Raw genomic sequence first — 18,832 nt, forward strand, 5'->3', positions numbered from 1 at the left:
GATTACTGCTCAAACACCAAGTTGTCGTCGCGATAGTCCACCTTGATCGGCTGCCCTGGCAGTAACTCGCCTCTAAGCAGCTTTTGCGCCAGTGGGTTTTCCACCTCTTGCTGCAGTGCCCGCTTAAGCGGCCTTGCACCATACACAGGGTCGAACCCGGCTCTGGCGATAAAGCTCAGAGCCGCATCTGTGATCTCCAGCTCGAACTCTTTTTCTGCCAGACGTTGGCGCAGCGACTCGACCTGAATCGCGGCAATACTCTTGATGTGCTCGCTCTCCAGCGGGTGGAACACCACGGTTTCGTCGATCCGGTTGAGGAACTCGGGGCGGAAGTGGTGCTGCACCACATTCATCACCTGAGCCTTCATCTCATCGTAACTTTGGTGACTGAACTGCTCCTGGATAATGTCGGAACCCAGGTTCGAGGTCATAATCACCACGGCGTTACGGAAGTCAACCGTACGACCCTGACCATCGGTCAGGCGGCCATCATCCAGTACCTGCAGCAGTATGTTGAACACATCCGGGTGTGCCTTTTCCACTTCATCGAGCAGGATCACCGAGTAGGGACGACGGCGCACCGCTTCGGTGAGGTAACCCCCTTCCTCATAACCCACATAGCCCGGAGGCGCCCCGACCAACCTGGAGACTGAGTGTTTCTCCATAAATTCGGACATATCTATCCGCACCATGGCGCTCTCTGTGTCGAACAGGAACTTGGCCAGCGACTTACACAGCTCTGTCTTACCTACCCCGGTGGGGCCGAGGAACAGGAAGGAGCCTATGGGCCGGTTAGGATCGGCCAGACCCGCGCGGCTACGACGAATGGCGTTGGCCACGGCATCGACCGCCTCATCCTGACCTATCACCCGCTCATGCAGCGCCTCTTCCATATGCAGCAGTTTTTCCCGCTCGCCTTCGAGCATCTTGGAAACCGGGATCCCGGTCGCCTTGGAAAGTACCTCGGCAATTTCAACATCCGTGACCTTGTTACGCAGCAAGGTCATATCCTGCATCTCGGCCTGAGACGCCAAATCCAGCTGTTTCTCCAGCTCTGGGATGCGGCCGTATTGCAGCTCGGACATCCGGGTCAAATCACCGGCGCGACGCGCCACATCGAGATCCAGTCTGGCTTGCTCCAGATCCGCCTTGATATGCTGAGTACCCGCCAGCGCTGCTTTTTCTGTGTGCCAAATCTCGTTGAGTTCGGCCGCCTTCTGCTCCACTTCCACCAGCTCGCTGCGCAGGTGTTCGAGACGCTTACGACTGGCCTCATCGTTTTCCTTCGCCAACGCCTGCTCTTCCAGCTTGAGCTGAATGATACGGCGCTCGAGGCGATCCAGCGGCTCCGGCTTGGAGTCTATCTGCATTCGGATGCTGGAAGCGGCTTCGTCGATAAGGTCGATGGCCTTGTCCGGCAGCTTACGATCAGACACATAACGGTGGGACATGGTCGCCGCCGCCACAATCGCCGGGTCGGTGATCTCCACATGGTGATGCAGCTCGTAGCGCTCTTTCAGACCACGCAGAATAGCGATGGTATCCTCGACACTGGGCTCATCTACCAGGACTTTCTGGAAGCGCCGCTCCAGCGCCGCATCCTTCTCAATATACTGACGATACTCGTCCAGAGTCGTGGCACCGACACAGTGCAGCTCACCGCGGGCCAGTGCCGGCTTGAGCATATTACCCGCATCCATGGCGCCATCGGATTTACCCGCGCCCACCATAGTATGCAGCTCGTCAATAAAGAGGATCACCTGGCCCTCTTCCTGAGCCAGCTCGTTGAGCACAGCCTTGAGTCTTTCTTCAAACTCACCACGGTATTTGGCACCGGCCACCAAAGCACCGAGATCCAGCGACAATACCCGTTTATTCTTGATGCCTTCGGGCACCTCGCCGTTGACGATACGCTGCGCCAGCCCTTCGACAATGGCGGTCTTACCCACACCGGGCTCACCGATAAGCACAGGGTTGTTCTTGCTGCGACGCTGCAATACCTGCACTGTGCGGCGAATTTCATCGTCACGGCCAATAACAGGATCCAGCTTGCCCTGCTCGGCACGCTCGGTCAGATCTATGGTGTATTTCTTCAGCGCCTGGCGCTGATCCTCAGCATTGGGATCGTCCACCTTCTGGCCGCCACGCACGGCTTCGATGGTTTTCTCCATCAGCTCTTTGGTGGCACCGGCCTGCTTGAGGCTCTGTGCCAGGGTGTCGTTACCTTCCAGAGCAGCCAGAATAAACAGCTCACTGGAGATATATTTGTCTTTACGCTTCTGTGCCAGCTTGTCGCACAGATTCAGCAAACGTATCAGCGCCTGGGATAACTGAACATCACCGCCTGTGCCTTCCACCTGCGGCAAGCGCTCAAGTTCCTGACTTACCAGGGAACGCAGAGTGCTGACCTGGATACCGGCTTGGGTCAACAGCGGATGAATTGAACCGCCATCCTGATTCAACAAAGCCATCATCAAATGGACAGGTTCTATGAACTGATGGTCACGGCCAAGAGCCAGAGATTGGGCATCCGAGATAGCAAGCTGAAATTTATTGGTCATACGATCGAGTCGCATACAGCCTCCTGAAACTCTCAAAATAAGGTATTACTTTGTTAGCTTAAAGATGGGGATGCTTTAACTAATTTCAAGTCAGACGAATGAAATAACCACTCAATCAGTGAGCCAAATAAGCGAGGCCATACGGCCGGTACGACCGTCTCGGCGGTAGGAAAAATAGTCTTTGTTGTTATAGGTGCAGACATCCAAGGCATATACCTGCCGAACACCCGCCTGCTGCAATCTGAGCCTGGCAAGCCCCTGCAGATCGCCGAGAAACTTGTCCCCCTTGGTCACAAAGCAGTCGTCGGCCCTGGGGTCTTTATCGCAAAAAGCGGCGCGCACTTCTCCGCCGACTTCGAAGGCAGTTTTGCCTATGGCCGGTCCGAGGCAGGCGATAAGCTCAGAGCCGGGACGAAAACGGGCTATTCCCGCTTCGATGACACCATCACACAGACCGCGCCAGCCGGCGTGCAGCGCCGCCACCTGGGTGCCTGCACTGTCACACAGAAGTACGGGCAGGCAGTCGGCGGTCATCACCACGGCCACATGCGCCTTGCTGTCGCTATAGCTGCCATCGGCAATCCTTAGGGAGTCACGCGCCAGGTCGACGACTTCAGTGCCATGTACCTGCTCCAGCCATGCCGGCTCGCAGGGCAGAGCCAGCCGCTTTGCCAATAGAGCACGGTTGGCCTGCACAGATGCGGGATCATCCCCCACATGCAGCCCCAGATTCAGGCTGTCAAACGGCGGCTGGCTGACACCGCCATGACGCTGGGTCATGGCGATTCTGACATTGGCCGGCAGCGGCCAGTGGCAGCCGTACATGTTACAGATACTCCGGCGGATGCTCTTCGGTGTCTTTACGCAGCGCCTTGGTCAGCTCGACCATATCCTCGGGGATAGGTGCCTGCCAGCTCATCAGCTCACAGGTAATGGGGTGCACCAACTCCAGTCGCACCGCATGCAGCGCCTGGCGCTTGAAGTTTTTCAGCACTTCGAAAAAGGCTTCACTGGCGGCCTTGGGGGGTTTTGGACGACCACCATAGACGGGATCGCCCACCAACACATGACCTATATAAGCCATATGCACGCGGATCTGGTGAGTCCGGCCACTTTCCAGCCTCAAGCGCAAGCGGGTATGGGCGCGGAATTTTTCCGCCACACGATAGTGAGTCACAGCCGGCTTACCGCTGTGGTGCACCGCCATATGAGTACGCTTGGTGGGGTGACGCCCGATAGGCTCATCCACTGTACCACCGGCTGTCATGGTGCCCAGCACTATGGCTTCATACTCACGGGTAATGTCGCGCGCCTGCAGCGCCGCCACCAGATGAGTCTGGGCCTCAACAGTCTTGGCTACCACCATCAGGCCTGTGGTGTCCTTATCGAGACGATGGACAATACCGGCTCTGGGCACATGTTCTATCTCAGGGCAATGATGCAGCAGGGCGTTCATCAAGGTGCCATCACTGTTACCGGCACCGGGATGCACCACTAAACCCGCCTGCTTGTTGATCACCAATATATGGTCATCTTCATAGACGATATTCAGATCGATAGCCTGAGCCTCGGCGTGCACCTCTTCTTCCAGAGTGGCTTGAACCTCTATCTCCTGAGATTCCAACACCTTCTCTCTGGGCTTGTTTACCACAGTACCATCAACGGATACTTTGCCATCGAGGATCCATTCCTTGATCCTGGTACGGGAGTAATCGGGGAACAACTCGGCCAAAGCCTGATCCAATCTCAGACCGGTTTGGGTTGCTGATATCTCGCTTTTTAGATTAATCTCTTGCGTCATAGGAACCGTCCCCAGTTAATGGGGTCAAAAACTGTGTACTTTCTGGTACACTCGGAATCGGCCATTTTATCGTGAAATGGAAAAATTCTTAACTACAACTTACTCAAGAATCGAATTCAAGTATGCATAATATTGCCAAAGGCGCTGCCATAGCCTTTTTTTCGCTGGCCATTGTGGCCTGTAGCAGCAAACCGGAAGACGACTTAATTACCAGCAAGCTGTCTCCGGACGTTCTCTACTCCCAGGCCCGCACCTCTATGGAGCTGGGTAACTATACCAAGGCTGTGCGTTCACTGGAGGCATTGGATTCCCGCTTCCCCTTTGGCCCACACAAGACTCAGGTTCAGCTGGATCTGATTTATGCCTACTATAAGTTGGATGATACCCCGTCGGCAGTCGCCAACATCGACAGATTTATCCGCCTCAACCCCACCCACCCGGATATAGACTATGTCTACTATATGCGTGGACTGGTGAATATGCAGGCCGACAACTATCTGTTCCATGACATGCTCAATATAGACAGAAGCGACAGGGATCCTCAGTTTGCCCTCGATGCCTTCAAGGACTTCGAGCGCCTGATCAAGACTTATCCCAACAGCAAGTATGCGGCCGACGCCCAGAAGAGAATGCAGCACCTGAAGAATCGTCTGGCGCTGTATTCGGTTAAAGTGGCCGAATACTACCTGAAAATGAATGCCTGGAGCGCAGCCGCCATCAGAGCCCAGTCTGTAATGGAAACCTATCCAGGCACCCCATCGATAGAGCGCGCCCTTGAGATCATGGCCACCGCTTACGATGAACTGGGTCAGGAGCAGTTAAAGCAGCACGTACTCACTGTCATGCGTGCCAACTATCCGGGGAATGACCTCCTCAAGGATTAATCCCTTAACGCCCCACTTTAACGTGGGGCGTTTTGTTTTCAGGGCAAGACCAAGCCCAGCCCCCTTAAGCCTCAGGATCCGGCTTTACAGGTCGAGTTTTCGATTTGGCTAATTCACCCCTAGCCCAGTAATGGCGCGGCTTTCGCTCAAAAGCTAAGCAATATGCGCCTTTTCGAGTAAAACTTGCTCAAACACGCGATATTTTGAAATATTTCTCAGAAAAGAGTTGACTCAAAACCGTAAAAGTCTTTTAATGCACGCCGTCGCCCGAATAGCTCAGTTGGTAGAGCAGCGGATTGAAAATCCGCGTGTCCCTGGTTCGATTCCGGGTTCGGGCACCACCTTCAACTTTAAGGTGCTCAGGCGACTGAGGAAATTGCAAGGCAGTACAGTGCAGGTGTGGTGGAATTGGTAGACACGCCAGCTTCAGGTGCTGGTGCCCTCACGGGCGTGGAAGTTCAAGTCTTCTCACCTGTACCACTTTGCAATAATAGTTAGCTGTACGTTAGACTCTAAGTGTGCAGGTGTGGTGGAATTGGTAGACACGCCAGCTTCAGGTGCTGGTGCCCTCACGGGCGTGGAAGTTCAAGTCTTCTCACCTGTACCACTTTGCAATAATAGTTAGCTGTACGTTAGACTCTAAGTGTGCAGGTGTGGTGGAATTGGTAGACACGCCAGCTTCAGGTGCTGGTGCCCTCACGGGCGTGGAAGTTCAAGTCTTCTCACCTGTACCACTTTGCAATAATAGTTAGCTGTACGTTAGACTCTAAGTGTGCAGGTGTGGTGGAATTGGTAGACACGCCAGCTTCAGGTGCTGGTGCCCTCACGGGCGTGGAAGTTCAAGTCTTCTCACCTGTACCACTTTGCAATAATAGTTAGCTGTACGTTAGACTCTAAGTGTGCAGGTGTGGTGGAATTGGTAGACACGCCAGCTTCAGGTGCTGGTGCCCTCACGGGCGTGGAAGTTCAAGTCTTCTCACCTGTACCAATTAACACATAAAGAGTCGAAATGAAAACAGTGCAGGTGTGGTGGAATTGGTAGACACGCCAGCTTCAGGTGCTGGTGCCCTCACGGGCGTGGAAGTTCAAGTCTTCTCACCTGTACCAATTAACACATAAAGAGTCGAAATGAAAACAGTGCAGGTGTGGTGGAATTGGTAGACACGCCAGCTTCAGGTGCTGGTGCCCTCACGGGCGTGGAAGTTCAAGTCTTCTCACCTGTACCAATCATTTAAACCTCGCAATGCGAGGTTTTTTTGTGCCTCAAATTTGCCCCTCTCTCGTCTCACGCGTTTCATACTTTTTTGCTATACCTTTTGTATGGCTCAACAAATTGGAATGACAGGGCCTCATCCAAGGACAAGTTCCCTTCTGGACCAAGGTTCTCAAGCATGAAGTTACAACTGAAACACAAGATGTTGCTCGGTATGGCCGTGCCTCTTCTCTTGATGCTGCTACTGTGCGGTATCGCCATCAATATCATGAACCAAATCGACTCAGGGGTAGAAAATATCTACAGCGACCGGGTTGTCCCACTCAAAGATCTCAAGAGCATAGGTGATGATTACGCCGTCTTTGTTATAGACGCGATCAACAAGGCCAATGCCGGAGACTTCAGTGCCGAACAAGCCAGTACCGCGCTCAATGAAGCTGACAGAAGCATCAAGCAGAAATGGCAGGATTACACAGCCACTCAGTTGACCGCCAGAGAATCACAACTGGTCAATGAGGCCAAGCGGCTGTTTATTCCCGCCGATGAGCAGATAAAGCGTCTGCAAAACAAATTGGCCACCCTGAGCGGTAATATTCAGGGCCAGCTCAGCCAGGAAATTATTCCTCTCTATCAGGTGATAGATCCCATCAGTGGCAAGATTGCCGAGTTGGTGACCCTGCAACTTGATGTCGCTAAACAAGAAAGAGAGCAAACCCAAAACCTCTACTCCTCTTCCGTTGTGCTGTTTATCTCCCTGGTCAGTGTCGCCATTATTGCCAGCTTACTACTCAGTGTCTGGGTCAATCGCAGCGTCATGTTACCCATAGGCGATATTCTCACTCAGTTAAAGAAGATTCGCAGCGACTCGGACCTAACTGTGCAATTCAAAACCTTCAACGCCGATGAACTGGGGCAGATATCCGATAACTTAAGAGATGTAATATCTCACCTCAGAGGGATCCTCAACAATATCGCCAATGCCGCCAATACGGTCAGCGACTCAGCGACAGAGCTCTCCAGCTTCACCCAACAAACCAACGAGCGCATGCACAGACAACAGGCTGAGACAGAGCAGACGGCTACTGCCATGAATGAAATGACCGCCACAGTCTCCGAAGTAGCCCAAAGCACCACGGCCGCTGCCGACTCCGCCCACAGCGCCGATGCCAGTGCCGCCAATGGCGATTCAATAGTGCAGGAGTCGATTGCCAGCATGGTGGCCCTCTCAGCGCAAATTCAGGGTACAGCGCAGGTGATCACCCACTTGGCCAATGAAAGCCAAAACATAGGCAGGGTATTGGATGTGATTAAGGGAATTGCCGAGCAAACCAATCTGCTGGCACTGAACGCCGCCATTGAGGCGGCCCGTGCCGGCGAGCAGGGGCGGGGCTTTGCCGTAGTGGCCGACGAGGTAAGAACCCTTGCCAGTCGTACCCACAGCTCAACCCAGGAGATTGAATCCATGATAGCCACACTGCAGACAGGTGTGCAGGAAGCGGTGACGGCGATGGAGCAAGGCATCACTCAGGTCGAACAGGCCAACAGCAAAGCCAATATGGCCGGTGAGGCCTTGAAAGAGATAGTGGTGTCGGTCGATTCCATTGCCCAGCTCAATACCCATATCGCTACCGCCGCCGAAGAGCAAAGCAGCGTGGCCGAAGATATCAATCGCAGCATTATGGCAATCAGCGACATCACCCAACAATCGGCCCAGGCAGCCAACGAGTTAACCGAGTCGGTCAGTAACTTAAGCCATCTGGCGGAAAACATGCGCGCCGAAGTGGCCCGCTTCCGTCTCTAACTCTCTGAGGGCCCTTCGGGGCCTATTTTTTATCCCTGCCAACTCCAAGCCTTTTGTGAACCCAAAAACCTTTGCCGCCATTCCTGGCAGCCCCCTCGAAAAAGCCGTCTGCACAGCAGAGCAAGAAAATGCCACAACCGCTAAAGACTACGACTGCAACTAAAACAAAACCGCGGACATGCCGCGGTTTTCGCCTGTGCCTGGAAAACTAGATTTTGAATCGACTCACCGCCTGATGCAGATAGTCGGCGCGGTGACGAACCTCATCGGATGCCGTAGCATTCTCTTCTGCCGCCTGAGCCGACTCCTCGGCAATATCGCGGATCACCACCACATTCTTGTTCACCTCGGCGGCCACCATACTCTGCTCTTCAATGGCGGCAGCTATTTGAGTGCTCATATCCATAATATTGGTGACATCAGCATTGATCTGCGCAAGCAAGGTGCCGGCACTGGCCGCCTGCCTGGCACTCTCACCGCCCTGCTTTTGGCTCTGCTCCATAATATCCACTATCGAATGAGTACGGCTCTGCAGGGTTTGAATGATACCGGCAATCTCTTCGGTCGACTCCTGAGTTCGCATCGCCAAACTGCGCACCTCATCGGCCACCACGGCAAAGCCCCGCCCCTGCTCGCCGGCACGGGCCGCTTCAATGGCGGCATTCAATGCCAACAGGTTGGTCTGTTCGGCGATACCGCGGATCACATCCAACACACTGCCTATGGTCTGGCTGTCTTTTTCAAGTTCGGCCACCACCTTGGCAGAGTCATTTAGTTGTTGCGCCAAAGACTGGATCTTATTGATAGTATCTTCAACCTCAACCTGACCATCCTGAGCATTGTGGTGGGTCTGTTCCGCCTTACCGGCAGCCAGTTCAGTATTCTTGGCAATCTCGTCTATGGTAGCGCCCATCTCGGTGATCGCCGTAGCGACCATATCGGTTTCATTCAGCTGTTTCGACACGCCTTCCGAGGCGCTGATGGCATTGCGAGACAACTCTTCACAGGAATGGCGCATGGCATCCACTGATTCGATAACCTGTTCGATCAGCTTCTGGAAACTCTCCACCATGCTGTTAAAATGACGTCCTATCATGCCCAGCTCATCGTTGGAGCCCACATCACAGCGCAGCGACAGATCTTTTTGAAGCTCGATGCGGGAAATGACATCCGTGATACGCTCGACCGGCCTCATAATACTGCGGATAATCATCACAGTACTGACCACCAACAACAAAGCAATAAGACCAAATAGTGCCAACCCCAGCATGAAGCTGTACTGCTGCTCGTTTTCCACCTTGGCTATTGCCAACTCTTTCAGCTTGGTAGATGAGCTTTCCGTGGCAAAAATCGCTTCTCGCAGCTGCCCCATCATGCCCTTGGACTCGTCGAGCCCCAACTCCTGCTCCTTGGCCACCAAACTCTTAAAGCTTTGCTGATATTTGCTCATCAGTTGCTCAATATTGCTACGAACACTGAAGTCCAGCAAACTGGCATTGAGCTCCTCATTGAAACGTTCGATATTGGTATCAAACTTATTGAGGTAGCTGAGATCCCGCCGCAACATAAAGTCTTTCTCATTACGCCTCAGTTGCAGCATCAACACCATAAGCTCAGACACATTATGCTCTGCCACCAAGCTTTCGACATTGTGCACCGCTGAGCGTAGCTCACCGTAGAGGCCACTCTTGGGGTTCAGACCTATCTCACGCTGTAATTGCACCACCCCGGTAAACAACTGCCGGTAGTTGGCAAAATCACGATTAAAGCTGTTTATCGGCGCCTCGGGGAGATCATACTCCTTGAAGATCAGTGCCAGTTCTTGCATCAACTGCGCCGTGGCCTGTGCTTCCTGCTGATGTATCTCGACATACTTGAGATCCTGGCGGCCAAAAAAATCCTTCTCATTCTTGCGCATGCTTAATACTTCTTTGTCCAGCTCAACCACTTTCTGGATGGCGATGGACAGTTCTGTCTGCACCGAGCTGGAATATTGCTGCAGTGCAAACATCAATACCAAGGCGCCAATCGAAACGGCGGCACTCAGTAACAACTTATGGCGAATAAGCATGGTGTTACCTCAATAAAAAGAGTCACTCTAAAAAAATAGTCGCAATTCTGTCCCCGTGTCAGTTGAGTTAATCCGGTAACAAAAATGTCATCTTATATTGTCAATGATTAACCTATTGAAAAACAGTCACTAGCCTTGTCGCTGTGCAAAAAAAACTAAAATTTTTTCTATTAACTGAGTCAAAAAAACCGAAAGCGCCAAGCATCTGTCGTTCAAGGAAGGTTTTAACCCTACAAACAGCAATTGCATGCGATATTCAAAAATCAAAAGTGAATCCAAGAAAGCTCTAAAGTTCCCTTCCCCTTATCACAGGTTAGTGCCGAGCTCAGATTGCCAACTAGGATAGCTATCCAGGGGGATAGCCCCGAAAAACCCAAAAAAACGGAGAGCAAACAACTGATTTCGGTGAAGCTTGCTTAAGGAATATGCGAATAACCAAATAACGAAAACATCGAGTAGATTAACAATTACTTTTCCACCACCAGATAAATTCTTGGTTTTTTTAATTCTTTTTTAAACCTTTTAAGCGGGTCAAACTATCCAATTACCATGACTCGCCCAAACCATTAAGGACAGCCCAGTGAATGCCAGCCCGCAGCTGACAGAAACCAGATACCAGCAAGAAGTGGACTTCCCGCTGGTGCAGCGTGCCCGTTTGGGGGACAAGCTTGCCTTCGCCGAGCTCTACCGCCTGCACCATGGCAGAGTCTATGCATTGTGTTTGCGCCTGGCCGGCCAGGTGCCACTGGCAGAAGATATGACCCAGGACTGCTTTATCCGTGCCTGGGAGAAGCTGGACCAATTCCGCGGTGAAAGCAAATTCAGTACCTGGCTGCACAGCCTGAGCGTCAATCAGGCATTGAGCAGTTTGAAAAAACAGCGCAGCTTCTGGGCCAGATTTCTGCCTGTGACCACAGAGGCAGACACAGAAGAGTCGACCACAACCCACACGGAGGAAACCTCTGTGTTGGAGCGCAAGATCCTCAAGTTACCCGAGCGGGCCAGAGTCGTGTTTGTGCTGTTTGCCATTGAGGGCTACAGCCATGAAGAGATAGCCGCCATGATGGGCACAAGTACCGGCACCAGCAAGGCGCAGTACCACAGGGCAAGAAACTTGCTTCAGGAGATGTTGTCATGAACAAGCAGCCAACATTGGAACAACTGATAGAACAACTGCCACGGGAAAAAACACCCGAGCGCGACCTCTGGCCTGAAATCGCCGCAAGGCTGGAACAATCTCAGCCACCCAAGGCCGCAAAATCCAGCAACGGCTGGCGCAATCTGGCTATCGCCTGCAGCCTGCTGTTGGTGTCTCTGCTCGGCTATCAGGGCTTGCAGCAAACCCAAAGCCGCGTCGACCCACAGATGCTGGCCATGCTGGAGCAGTTGCAGTATCAACACCAACAACAAGTGAAACAACTGGAAGCCAGTGTCAATTTCGGCCAATGGCAAAAGGTCAGCATGACCACGCCGCTCAGTCGCGGCATAGATGAACTCAGGGAAGCCGCCACGCAGATATTCCAGGCACTAAAACAAGACCCGACCGATCAACAACTTTGGCAACTCTGGCTTTGGGTACAGCAAAGGGAGATAGAGCTGCTCACCCGGGGTGAACAACTGCCCACTCAACTCGACCAACAAGGAATCAGCATATGAACAAGATATCACTAACCCTACTCTCCTCAGCCCTGCTGCTGAGCCCGGTATTGCAGGCGGCCGAGAAGGCCGATCAAAGCGCGGCGCTGGAGTCCGGAGCTAAATTGAATATCAAGATCCAACGGGGAGAAGTGAAGATCCGCAGTTGGGACAAGGCTGAAGTCGCCATCAAGGGCAAGCTGGATGAGCTCAGTGAAGGCCTGGTGTTTGGTCAGCAGGGCGGCAGCTTTGTTATCGAAGACAAGCTGCCAAAGAGCTATAACAGCCGGGACAAAGACGGCTCAAAGCTGGAGATCTTTCTGCCCGCCACAGTCAATATGAAGCTTAAAGGCGTTTCCGCCGATTATGACCTTCAAGGATTGGAGGGTGAGATCAGCTCGGCCAATGTCAGTGGTGATATCAAGGGCCAGGATCTCAAAGGCAATCTGCAACTGACAACGGTTTCCGGCAGTATCATCACCCAGAGGAACCAGGGTGAACTGTATCTGGAAACCGTTTCCGGCGACATTGAGGATAAACAGAGTCTGGGCAAGGTGAGTTATCGCCTGGTGAGCGGCAAACTGAACGCCGAGAGTGATGCCATAGAAGTGGAGCTGGATCAGGTCTCGGGCAAGAGTCAGTTGACCCTGAAGGCTCCCGAGTCACTCAAGGCCAGAACCGTCAGTGGCGACTTGAGTATTGCCATGCAGAGCCTGGCCGGCAATGCCAATGTCGATAGCGTCAGTGGCGATATTGAACTCAAGTTTGCCAAACTGCCGAATGCCGCCTTTGATATCAGCGGTGGCCCAGGTGGCAAGATTGACAACCAACTGACTCAGGACTCACCGAAAAAAGCCAAGTACACCAAGGCTGAATCGCTGCAGTTCCAAAGCGGTTCCGGCCAGGCCGATGTCAGTATCAACACCATCAGTGGCCGGATTAAACTGCAGCAATAATCAGCTGTATCGCACCAAGGCCTCCGGCTGGCCTTGGTGCCTTTTCTTCAGCCTACCGAGGCTATCTCGGCTTCGGTCAGATAACGCCACTCACCGGGTTCCAGTTCACTATCCAGCTCTATGGCGCCGATTGACTCACGATGCAGGGCTTCCACTTTATTGCCCACAGCGGCAAACATACGTTTCACCTGATGATATTTGCCTTCGGTAATGGTCAACAAGACTTCGGTCGGGCTAATCAGCTGCAACTGCGCCGGCCGGGTCAGCCCCTCTTCCCGGTGCAGCGCCAGGCCGGCGGCAAATTGCGGGATCAAGTCTTCAGTAACAGGGGTGGCCAGCCACACCCGGTAGCGTTTGCCGCATTCCTTCTTGGGAGAGGTTAGCTTGTGTGACCACTGGCCATCGTCGGTAATCAACACCAGACCTGTGGTATCGGCATCCAGGCGCCCGGCAATATGCAGGCTCTCGGGCTTTTCGATCTCCAGTAGACTGATGACCGAAGGATAGACCTCATCCACAGTTGAGCAGATGGTATCGACCGGCTTATGCAACATCAGATATCTGTTGCCTATCAAGCTGATAGGTTCACCGTCGAAGCACACTCTCATGCCATCACGCACCTTGAAGCTGGAGTCCTTGACGATTTCACCATCGACACTGATTTCACCGCGGTGCAGCGCCTTCTTGGCCATGGAACGGGTCAGCTCTGTAGACTCACAGATAAATTTATCTAAACGCACTTGGCTATCCAACCTCTTGAGTTATGCCGTGTCAATTGCGCGCCATTATGGAGCCTGACAAGCTAAAGGGCAAAGACTGTCAAACGCTCACTCAAATAAGCGCCTGTAACCTTTGCTTACAACTCCCGCGCCGCAGAGGCTCGCTGTCGCCGCTGCGGGACTTGTTTACATTCCCGCACTAGCCTTAACATAGGCATCACTGCGGTTTTCCCGAACAAACGGGTGTGCAGCCAATCTGATAAAAATGCCCCCTCGCGGGACAGCAAAGAACAAAGAAAAGGAAACAGCATGAGAAAAGTACTCATTGGGGGATTGTGTGCCTCACTCATCGCAGGCCTATCTGCCTGTAATGACAAAACGGCTGAGACCCAGGCTGAAACAGCCAAACAGCCGGAAGTCGCCAAAACCGCAACTGCCGCCGCCGTCAGCCAAGCCCTGGGTTCGGGGATTGAATTTGCCAACTTTGACAAGTCTGTTCGTCCTCAGGATGACTTCTATACCTATGTCAACGGCGGCTGGATCAAGAACACAGAGATCCCGGCAGATCGCACCAGCACAGGCGCATTCTATGACCTCAGGGAAAAATCCCGTGACGATGTCAAAGCCATTATTGAAGAAGTGGCGCAGAGCAAAGATCTCAAGCCCGGCAGCGACGAGCAAAAAGTGGCCGATCTTTACCGCTCCTTTATGGACAGCGATACGCTCAACCAGTTGGGGATCAAGCCACTGGAGAGCGAGCTGGCAATCATAGATGCCATCAAAGACAAGCAAGCACTGGCGGCCTACTTCGGCAAGAGCCAAATTCTCGGTGGCGGCACGCCCATGGCCTTCTATATCGATGTTGATGCCAAGGACTCCAGCCGCTATGCCACCCATATCTGGCAATACGGCCTGAGCCTGCCTGAGAAAGACTATTACTTCAACGAAGGTGAGCGTTTCGTCAACATCCGCAAGGCCTTTGTTGAGCATATCGCCAAGATGTTCACCCTGGCCGGTTTTGCCGAGCCACAACAAAGCGCCGAAGCCATCATGAAGCTGGAAACCGCTATTGCCGCCAAGCATTGGGATGTGGTTGAAAGCCGTGACAGCACCAAGACCTACAACAAATTTGAGGTCAAAGAACTGTCAACATTGGCGCCGGATATCGACTGGAACGCCTACCTGACTGCGCTTGGCGCCGACAAGCAAGCCGATATCATCATCAATCAGCCCAGCTTTATCGAAGGCCTGAACCAGATAGTCAAAGACACAGATCTGGCGACCTGGAAGACATATATGCGTTGGCAACTGTTGACCCACTTCGCCTCAGATCTGAGCGAGCCGCTGGATAAAGAAAACTTTGAGTTCTTCGCCAGGACACTCAACGGCCAGGAAGAACAGGAACCTCGTTGGAAGCGCGGTGTAGCCAAGGTCAACAGCCTGCTGGGTGAAGTCGTGGGTAAAGTATACGTCAAGCGCCACTTCGCCCCTGAAGCCAAGGAGCGGATGGAGCATTTGGTGGAAAACCTGCGCGGTGCCTACGCCGACAGCATAGATGAACTTGAGTGGATGGGTGCAGACACCAAAGTCGCCGCCAAGGAAAAACTGGCCAAGTTCAACCCGAAAATCGGCTATCCCGACAAGTGGGAAGACTACAGCAAGCTGACTATCAAGGCTGACGACCTGGTCGGTAACGAGATCCGCGCCGGTGAAGTGGAACATCAGAAGCAACTGGCCAAGTTGGGCAGCCCCATAGACAAAGGCGAATGGCACATGACGCCACAAACCGTCAACGCCTACTACAACCCGACCATGAACGAAATCGTGTTCCCGGCCGCCATCTTGCAGCCACCTTTCTTTAATATGGCTGCCGACGATGCCGTCAACTATGGTGGTATAGGTGCGGTTATCGGCCATGAGATGGGTCACGGCTTTGACGATCAGGGTGCCAAGTTCGACGGCGAAGGCAATATGCGCGACTGGTGGACCGAACAGGACCTGAAAGAGTTTGCCGCCCGCGGCAAGGCGCTAATCGCCCAATACGACGGCTACTATGTGTTTGACGACCTGCACGTTAACGGCAGTCTGACCCTGGGTGAAAACATCGGCGATCTCTCAGGTGTCACCATAGCCTACAAGGCCTACAAAAAATCCTTGGCGGGCAAAGAGGCTCCGGTAATCGACGGTCTGAGCGGTGATGAACGCTTCTTCCTCGGCTTCGCCCAAATCTGGCGCGCCAAGATCAAAGAGGAAGCGATGCGCAACCGAGTGGCCACAGATCCTCATTCACCGGCCAAGTTCCGCGCCATAGGTTCACTGTCCAATATGCCGCAGTTCTACAGCACATTTGATGTGAAGCCAGGTGACGGCATGTATATTGAGCCGGCCCAGCGCGTGAAAATCTGGTAATTTTACGCTTGCTCAGAAAGGCGCCTCAAGGCGCCTTTCTTTTTAGATGAATAAAGTTTCATTTGAGGTTCAGCAAGGGTTCAGAGCCAAGTGCTACATTGGAGTCAAAGCCACTTAGAAGTCATTCTGGATGCGAGGCCCCATGACCCGATTATTCCGCACTTTCCTGGTTTTCCTGTTATTGCTTTCGGCGCGCACCGCCTACGCTCAGCCTTCAGAATATGAAGCTGAACTGAGAGAAGACAGCAGTTACAGCCTGCGCCAAAACTCGGCCATCCCATTCAATGCCCTCAAGAAACAAAGCTTCAGCGCCCCAAGGCAGCCCGTTTCCAGCCTCAATGCCCTCTATAAGCAGGCACCTATGGCACAAAATGAATTGCACAGTCTCCTGTCACAGGTAGCCAATCAGAGCGAGACCGAGCTGCTCCTTGCCAAAGTGAAAGAGCGTCAACGGGCCGAAGCCAAGGTGGCGCACAAGCTGAATAACGACCCCGCCGCCCTGACAGATCTGGTGCGAGCCACCCTGATAGCCGACAACCTTGATGACCTGCAGCTGGCCTTTGACACCCTGAATAAACAGGCCAATGTGCTACAGGTCAAAGACAGGTTTGCCCAGCCAAAGGCCTCTGGCTATCGGGATATCAACCTGCTGCTGCAACTGCCGAAAAGTGGCCTGATTGCCGAAGTTCAGTTGCACTTAAGGGAGATTGCCGCCATCAAAAACGGCGCCGAGCACCAAGTCTATGAAGAGGTGCAGGCGATGGAACATAAGGCTGCCCGCGAGCAAAGGCCGCTGAGCGAGCTGGAACTGGCCCGGATCCAGAAGCTGCGCCAGGAATCACACAAGCTGTACCACAAGGCCTGGTTGGGTTATAAACGCCAACAAACCCAGACTCTTGGCATAGAAAATACCATAGTCGCCTGACAAAGCTTGTCAGCGGCCAACAAGCCGCTATACTCCAGCGCATTGACCCTCGGCCAAAGCGTAAAATCATGCATGAAATCATAGAGCAACTGCAGGAACTGTCAGAGCAGGTTCCTGTACCGCTGGATCTGCCCGGCTTTGACGATCTGGTGGATATCGAAGAGCAAATACTCATCCCTCTGCCTGCGGAGCTGAAAGAATATCTGCTGCATGCCAGCGATGTTATCTATGGCAGCCTGGAGCCGGTGACCGCTGCCGATCCCCAGTCCCACACCTATCTGCCGGAAGTGACCTCCTATGCCTGGTCGCTGGGAATGCCCAGAGATCTGATTGCCATCTGCCAAACCGGTGATGACTTTTACTGCATAGATCAGGAAGGTGTGGTCTACTTCTGGAACCAGGACGGCCTGGATGAAGAAGATTGCTGGGAGTCATTCTGGCAATGGGTCGAAGACGTCTGGCTGCAAAGCTGACACAGGCCGGCATGCCCTGGGCGCCACGCCATCAGACACATAGAAAAAACAGGAAGCATTATGTCCAAACAATATCCGCTCAACGCCATCGAGTTTCAGTGCCTGCGCCAATCTCTTGGCTTGGGTACCGCCCAGGCCGCCGAGTTGCTGAAAGTCGATGAAGCCGAGTTGCTCTCCTGGGAAACGGGCGAGGCGCAGGTAAGCGAACTGGCCCAGAAAAAACTGCTGGAAATCGACGATATTATCGAGATGCAGGTGCTGAACACCTGTGATGGTATCGAGGCCATGTTCAAGAAAGAACCCAAGCGCCGTTTGGCCTTTGTGGTTTATCCCACCCAGGCGATTTACACCCAGTACAACCCTGAGTTTTTAAGCTCGTTGCCACTCACTGAGCTGTACAACACCGCCGCCTGGCGGGTCAAGAAAGAGTGCAAACTGGTGCTGGAAGTGGATATCAGCCTGGTGCCATTGGATGTGGAATCCTACAAGGCCTTTAGAGAGCAGCAAGGCGGGCTGGGTGAGAGCCGCGAAAGCCGCGCCAAGTGGGCGGCCGCACAGCTCTGAAATATCACGGCCCTGAAATACCGCGGCTTTGAAACCAGAGTTTGAATTAATCAGTTAAATTGGTGCTGGCTTTGTCCAGCGCCTTTTTCATTGCCGGACGCAGGTTAAGCCTGTCTCGGTAAGCCGCCAGTTTGGGCGGGATCTGCTGCTCAAAAATGGTGGCCCAGTTCAGGGTATGGGCCAGCAGTATATCGGCCACAGTCAATTCATCACCGAGCAAAAATGGGCTATCAGGCAGCCACTGTTCGGCAATGGCCGCGGCCTTGTTGAACTCCCATACGGCAGTGGCTTGAATCGCCGCCACCCGCTGCTCCTCCGGCAAGGCAAACCTGTGCTTGCCCATGGTCCATAACGGCTGCTCCAACTCGGTTATCACAAAGCTCAACCATTGATGATGATGCCCGGAGGCTGCCGTGCCTGGCTTGGGCAACAGACGCCCCTCACCGTAACGCTCGGCCAGATAGAGCATAATGGCCGCCGATTCGGTCAATACCAGACCGTCATCCTCGAGCACGGGGATTTTGCCGCAGGGATTAAGCGCCAGGAACTCAGGAGTGCGGTTCTGCTGCTTGGCCATATCAACAAAGTGAAACTCCCAGGGCAGTTCCAGCTCTTCCAACAACCAGGAAACCCGCAGCGCCCGGCTTCGCGGCGTGCCATAGAGTCGAATCATATTACTTTCCTTAAATTGCCCTGTCGCCATAGGCAATGGCTAACGCAGGTATGGTGGCAGAAAAGGCGCCCGCAGGCGCCATGATGATAAGGTCAACAACAAGATACTCCCACTTCCTCAAGCTTGTCACTCTGTCCTTATTTCTCG

General features: G+C 53.3%; 15 protein-coding genes and 8 tRNA genes. 17 read left to right on the forward strand and 6 right to left on the reverse strand.

Translation table 11 applies throughout. The features are described from left to right. Positions 1-2: 2 nt before the first annotated feature. The 3 genes from clpB to rluD all read right to left on the reverse strand — a co-directional run bounded on the left by clpB (position 3) and on the right by rluD (position 4,362). Positions 3-2,576 carry an ATP-dependent chaperone ClpB gene (gene clpB / locus CX650_RS07815; RefSeq protein ID WP_101095504.1) on the reverse strand — a complete coding sequence of 858 codons (2,574 nt, stop codon included), beginning with the start codon at positions 2,574-2,576 and terminating at the stop codon, positions 3-5. Between the two features lie 96 nt (positions 2,577-2,672). Then, positions 2,673-3,386 (reverse strand): peptidoglycan editing factor PgeF, encoded by a 714-nt coding sequence (gene pgeF, locus CX650_RS07820; RefSeq protein WP_101095505.1) that lies wholly within the window; start codon positions 3,384-3,386, stop codon positions 2,673-2,675. A 1-nt stretch (position 3,387) separates the two neighbouring features. Next, a complete protein-coding gene (gene rluD / locus CX650_RS07825) occupies positions 3,388-4,362 on the reverse strand; it encodes a 23S rRNA pseudouridine(1911/1915/1917) synthase RluD (RefSeq protein WP_025012060.1) in 975 nt (324 codons plus the stop codon). 122 nt (positions 4,363-4,484) lie between these two features. Here rluD and CX650_RS07830 point away from each other — a divergent pair, with 122 nt between their 5' ends. From CX650_RS07830 to CX650_RS07875, 10 genes are all read left to right on the forward strand, one after another. After that, on the forward strand, positions 4,485-5,246 hold the full coding sequence (locus CX650_RS07830; protein WP_025012059.1) for an outer membrane protein assembly factor BamD: 762 nt from the start codon (positions 4,485-4,487) through the stop codon (positions 5,244-5,246). A 265-nt stretch (positions 5,247-5,511) separates the two neighbouring features. Further along, positions 5,512-5,587: transfer RNA gene (locus tag CX650_RS07835), tRNA-Phe, on the forward strand. A gap of 52 nt (positions 5,588-5,639) precedes the next feature. Next, a tRNA-Leu gene (locus CX650_RS07840) sits at positions 5,640-5,726 on the forward strand. 40 nt (positions 5,727-5,766) lie between these two features. Beyond that, positions 5,767-5,853, forward strand: a tRNA-Leu gene (locus tag CX650_RS07845). Between the two features lie 40 nt (positions 5,854-5,893). Continuing rightward, a tRNA-Leu gene (locus CX650_RS07850) sits at positions 5,894-5,980 on the forward strand. Between the two features lie 40 nt (positions 5,981-6,020). After that, a tRNA-Leu gene (locus CX650_RS07855) sits at positions 6,021-6,107 on the forward strand. A 40-nt stretch (positions 6,108-6,147) separates the two neighbouring features. Then, positions 6,148-6,234: transfer RNA gene (locus tag CX650_RS07860), tRNA-Leu, on the forward strand. 32 nt (positions 6,235-6,266) lie between these two features. Next, positions 6,267-6,353 (forward strand) — tRNA-Leu (locus CX650_RS07865). 32 nt (positions 6,354-6,385) lie between these two features. Continuing rightward, positions 6,386-6,472: transfer RNA gene (locus CX650_RS07870), tRNA-Leu, on the forward strand. A gap of 165 nt (positions 6,473-6,637) precedes the next feature. Further along, positions 6,638-8,260, forward strand: coding sequence for a methyl-accepting chemotaxis protein (locus CX650_RS07875; RefSeq protein ID WP_071476719.1), 1,623 nt, complete (start codon positions 6,638-6,640; stop codon positions 8,258-8,260). A gap of 208 nt (positions 8,261-8,468) precedes the next feature. Here the strand turns inward: CX650_RS07875 and CX650_RS07880 are convergent, their stop codons facing one another. Further along, positions 8,469-10,331 (reverse strand): methyl-accepting chemotaxis protein, encoded by a 1,863-nt coding sequence (locus CX650_RS07880; RefSeq protein ID WP_101095506.1) that lies wholly within the window; start codon positions 10,329-10,331, stop codon positions 8,469-8,471. 580 nt (positions 10,332-10,911) lie between these two features. Here CX650_RS07880 and CX650_RS07885 point away from each other — a divergent pair. Genes CX650_RS07885 through CX650_RS07895 form a run of 3 tightly spaced genes read left to right on the forward strand, consistent with a single transcriptional unit; the run spans position 10,912 to position 12,922 of the window. Then, on the forward strand, positions 10,912-11,469 hold the full coding sequence (locus CX650_RS07885) for an RNA polymerase sigma factor (protein WP_373297489.1): 558 nt from the start codon (positions 10,912-10,914) through the stop codon (positions 11,467-11,469). Next, positions 11,466-11,987 (forward strand): hypothetical protein, encoded by a 522-nt coding sequence (locus CX650_RS07890; protein ID WP_025009055.1) that lies wholly within the window; start codon positions 11,466-11,468, stop codon positions 11,985-11,987. Before CX650_RS07885 ends, CX650_RS07890 begins: the two co-directional genes overlap by 4 nt. Further along, positions 11,984-12,922 carry a DUF4097 family beta strand repeat-containing protein gene (locus CX650_RS07895; protein WP_101095507.1) on the forward strand — a complete coding sequence of 313 codons (939 nt, stop codon included), beginning with the start codon at positions 11,984-11,986 and terminating at the stop codon, positions 12,920-12,922. The genes CX650_RS07890 and CX650_RS07895 overlap by 4 nt, the downstream gene beginning before the upstream one ends. A gap of 47 nt (positions 12,923-12,969) precedes the next feature. On the opposite strand, the gene rsuA is transcribed toward CX650_RS07895, so the two are convergent. After that, positions 12,970-13,662: a 16S rRNA pseudouridine(516) synthase RsuA gene (gene rsuA / locus CX650_RS07900; RefSeq protein WP_025888802.1), complete on the reverse strand. Its 693-nt coding sequence runs from the start codon at positions 13,660-13,662 to the stop codon at positions 12,970-12,972. A gap of 288 nt (positions 13,663-13,950) precedes the next feature. Between rsuA and CX650_RS07905 the strand changes: the two genes are divergently transcribed. The 4 genes from CX650_RS07905 (at position 13,951) to CX650_RS07920 (ending at position 18,012) form a co-directional block, all read left to right on the forward strand. Next, complete coding sequence (locus CX650_RS07905) at positions 13,951-16,050, forward strand: M13 family metallopeptidase (protein WP_093982182.1); 2,100 nt, start codon at positions 13,951-13,953, stop codon at positions 16,048-16,050. Positions 16,051-16,192: 142 nt separating this feature from the next. After that, the gene (locus CX650_RS07910) at positions 16,193-16,975 is read left to right on the forward strand and encodes a RelA/SpoT domain-containing protein (protein ID WP_101095508.1); all 783 of its coding nucleotides are present in this window, start codon (positions 16,193-16,195) and stop codon (positions 16,973-16,975) included. Between the two features lie 68 nt (positions 16,976-17,043). After that, a complete protein-coding gene (locus tag CX650_RS07915) occupies positions 17,044-17,448 on the forward strand; it encodes an SMI1/KNR4 family protein (RefSeq protein WP_039035558.1) in 405 nt (134 codons plus the stop codon). Between the two features lie 60 nt (positions 17,449-17,508). Continuing rightward, the gene (locus CX650_RS07920) at positions 17,509-18,012 is read left to right on the forward strand and encodes a DUF4447 family protein (RefSeq protein ID WP_101095509.1); all 504 of its coding nucleotides are present in this window, start codon (positions 17,509-17,511) and stop codon (positions 18,010-18,012) included. 46 nt (positions 18,013-18,058) lie between these two features. Here the strand turns inward: CX650_RS07920 and CX650_RS07925 are convergent, their stop codons facing one another. After that, entirely contained in the window at positions 18,059-18,685 is a 627-nt protein-coding gene (locus CX650_RS07925; protein WP_101095510.1) for a glutathione S-transferase family protein, read from the reverse strand. Between the last annotated feature and the right edge of the window lie 147 nt (positions 18,686-18,832).

It is taken from the genome of Shewanella indica (assembly GCF_002836975.1).
GTDB lineage: Bacteria > Pseudomonadota > Gammaproteobacteria > Enterobacterales > Shewanellaceae > Shewanella > Shewanella indica.

Bases quoted from the DNA above. Each gene is read 5' to 3' on its own strand.
- clpB (WP_101095504.1), bottom strand. From the start codon at position 2,576: ATGCGACTCGATCGTATGACCAATAAATTTCAGCTTGCTATCTCGGAT.
- pgeF (WP_101095505.1), bottom strand. From the start codon at position 3,386: ATGTACGGCTGCCACTGGCCGCTGCCGGCCAATGTCAGAATCGCCATG.
- CX650_RS07875 (WP_071476719.1), top strand. From the start codon at position 6,638: ATGAAGTTACAACTGAAACACAAGATGTTGCTCGGTATGGCCGTGCCT.
- CX650_RS07880 (WP_101095506.1), bottom strand. From the start codon at position 10,331: ATGCTTATTCGCCATAAGTTGTTACTGAGTGCCGCCGTTTCGATTGGC.
- CX650_RS07890 (WP_025009055.1), top strand. From the start codon at position 11,466: ATGAACAAGCAGCCAACATTGGAACAACTGATAGAACAACTGCCACGG.
- CX650_RS07895 (WP_101095507.1), top strand. From the start codon at position 11,984: ATGAACAAGATATCACTAACCCTACTCTCCTCAGCCCTGCTGCTGAGC.
- CX650_RS07925 (WP_101095510.1), bottom strand. From the start codon at position 18,685: ATGATTCGACTCTATGGCACGCCGCGAAGCCGGGCGCTGCGGGTTTCC.
- CX650_RS07905 (WP_093982182.1), top strand. From the start codon at position 13,951: ATGAGAAAAGTACTCATTGGGGGATTGTGTGCCTCACTCATCGCAGGC.
- CX650_RS07830 (WP_025012059.1), top strand. From the start codon at position 4,485: ATGCATAATATTGCCAAAGGCGCTGCCATAGCCTTTTTTTCGCTGGCC.
- CX650_RS07920 (WP_101095509.1), top strand. From the start codon at position 17,509: ATGTCCAAACAATATCCGCTCAACGCCATCGAGTTTCAGTGCCTGCGC.
- CX650_RS07915 (WP_039035558.1), top strand. From the start codon at position 17,044: ATGCATGAAATCATAGAGCAACTGCAGGAACTGTCAGAGCAGGTTCCT.
- rluD (WP_025012060.1), bottom strand. From the start codon at position 4,362: ATGACGCAAGAGATTAATCTAAAAAGCGAGATATCAGCAACCCAAACC.
- CX650_RS07910 (WP_101095508.1), top strand. From the start codon at position 16,193: ATGACCCGATTATTCCGCACTTTCCTGGTTTTCCTGTTATTGCTTTCG.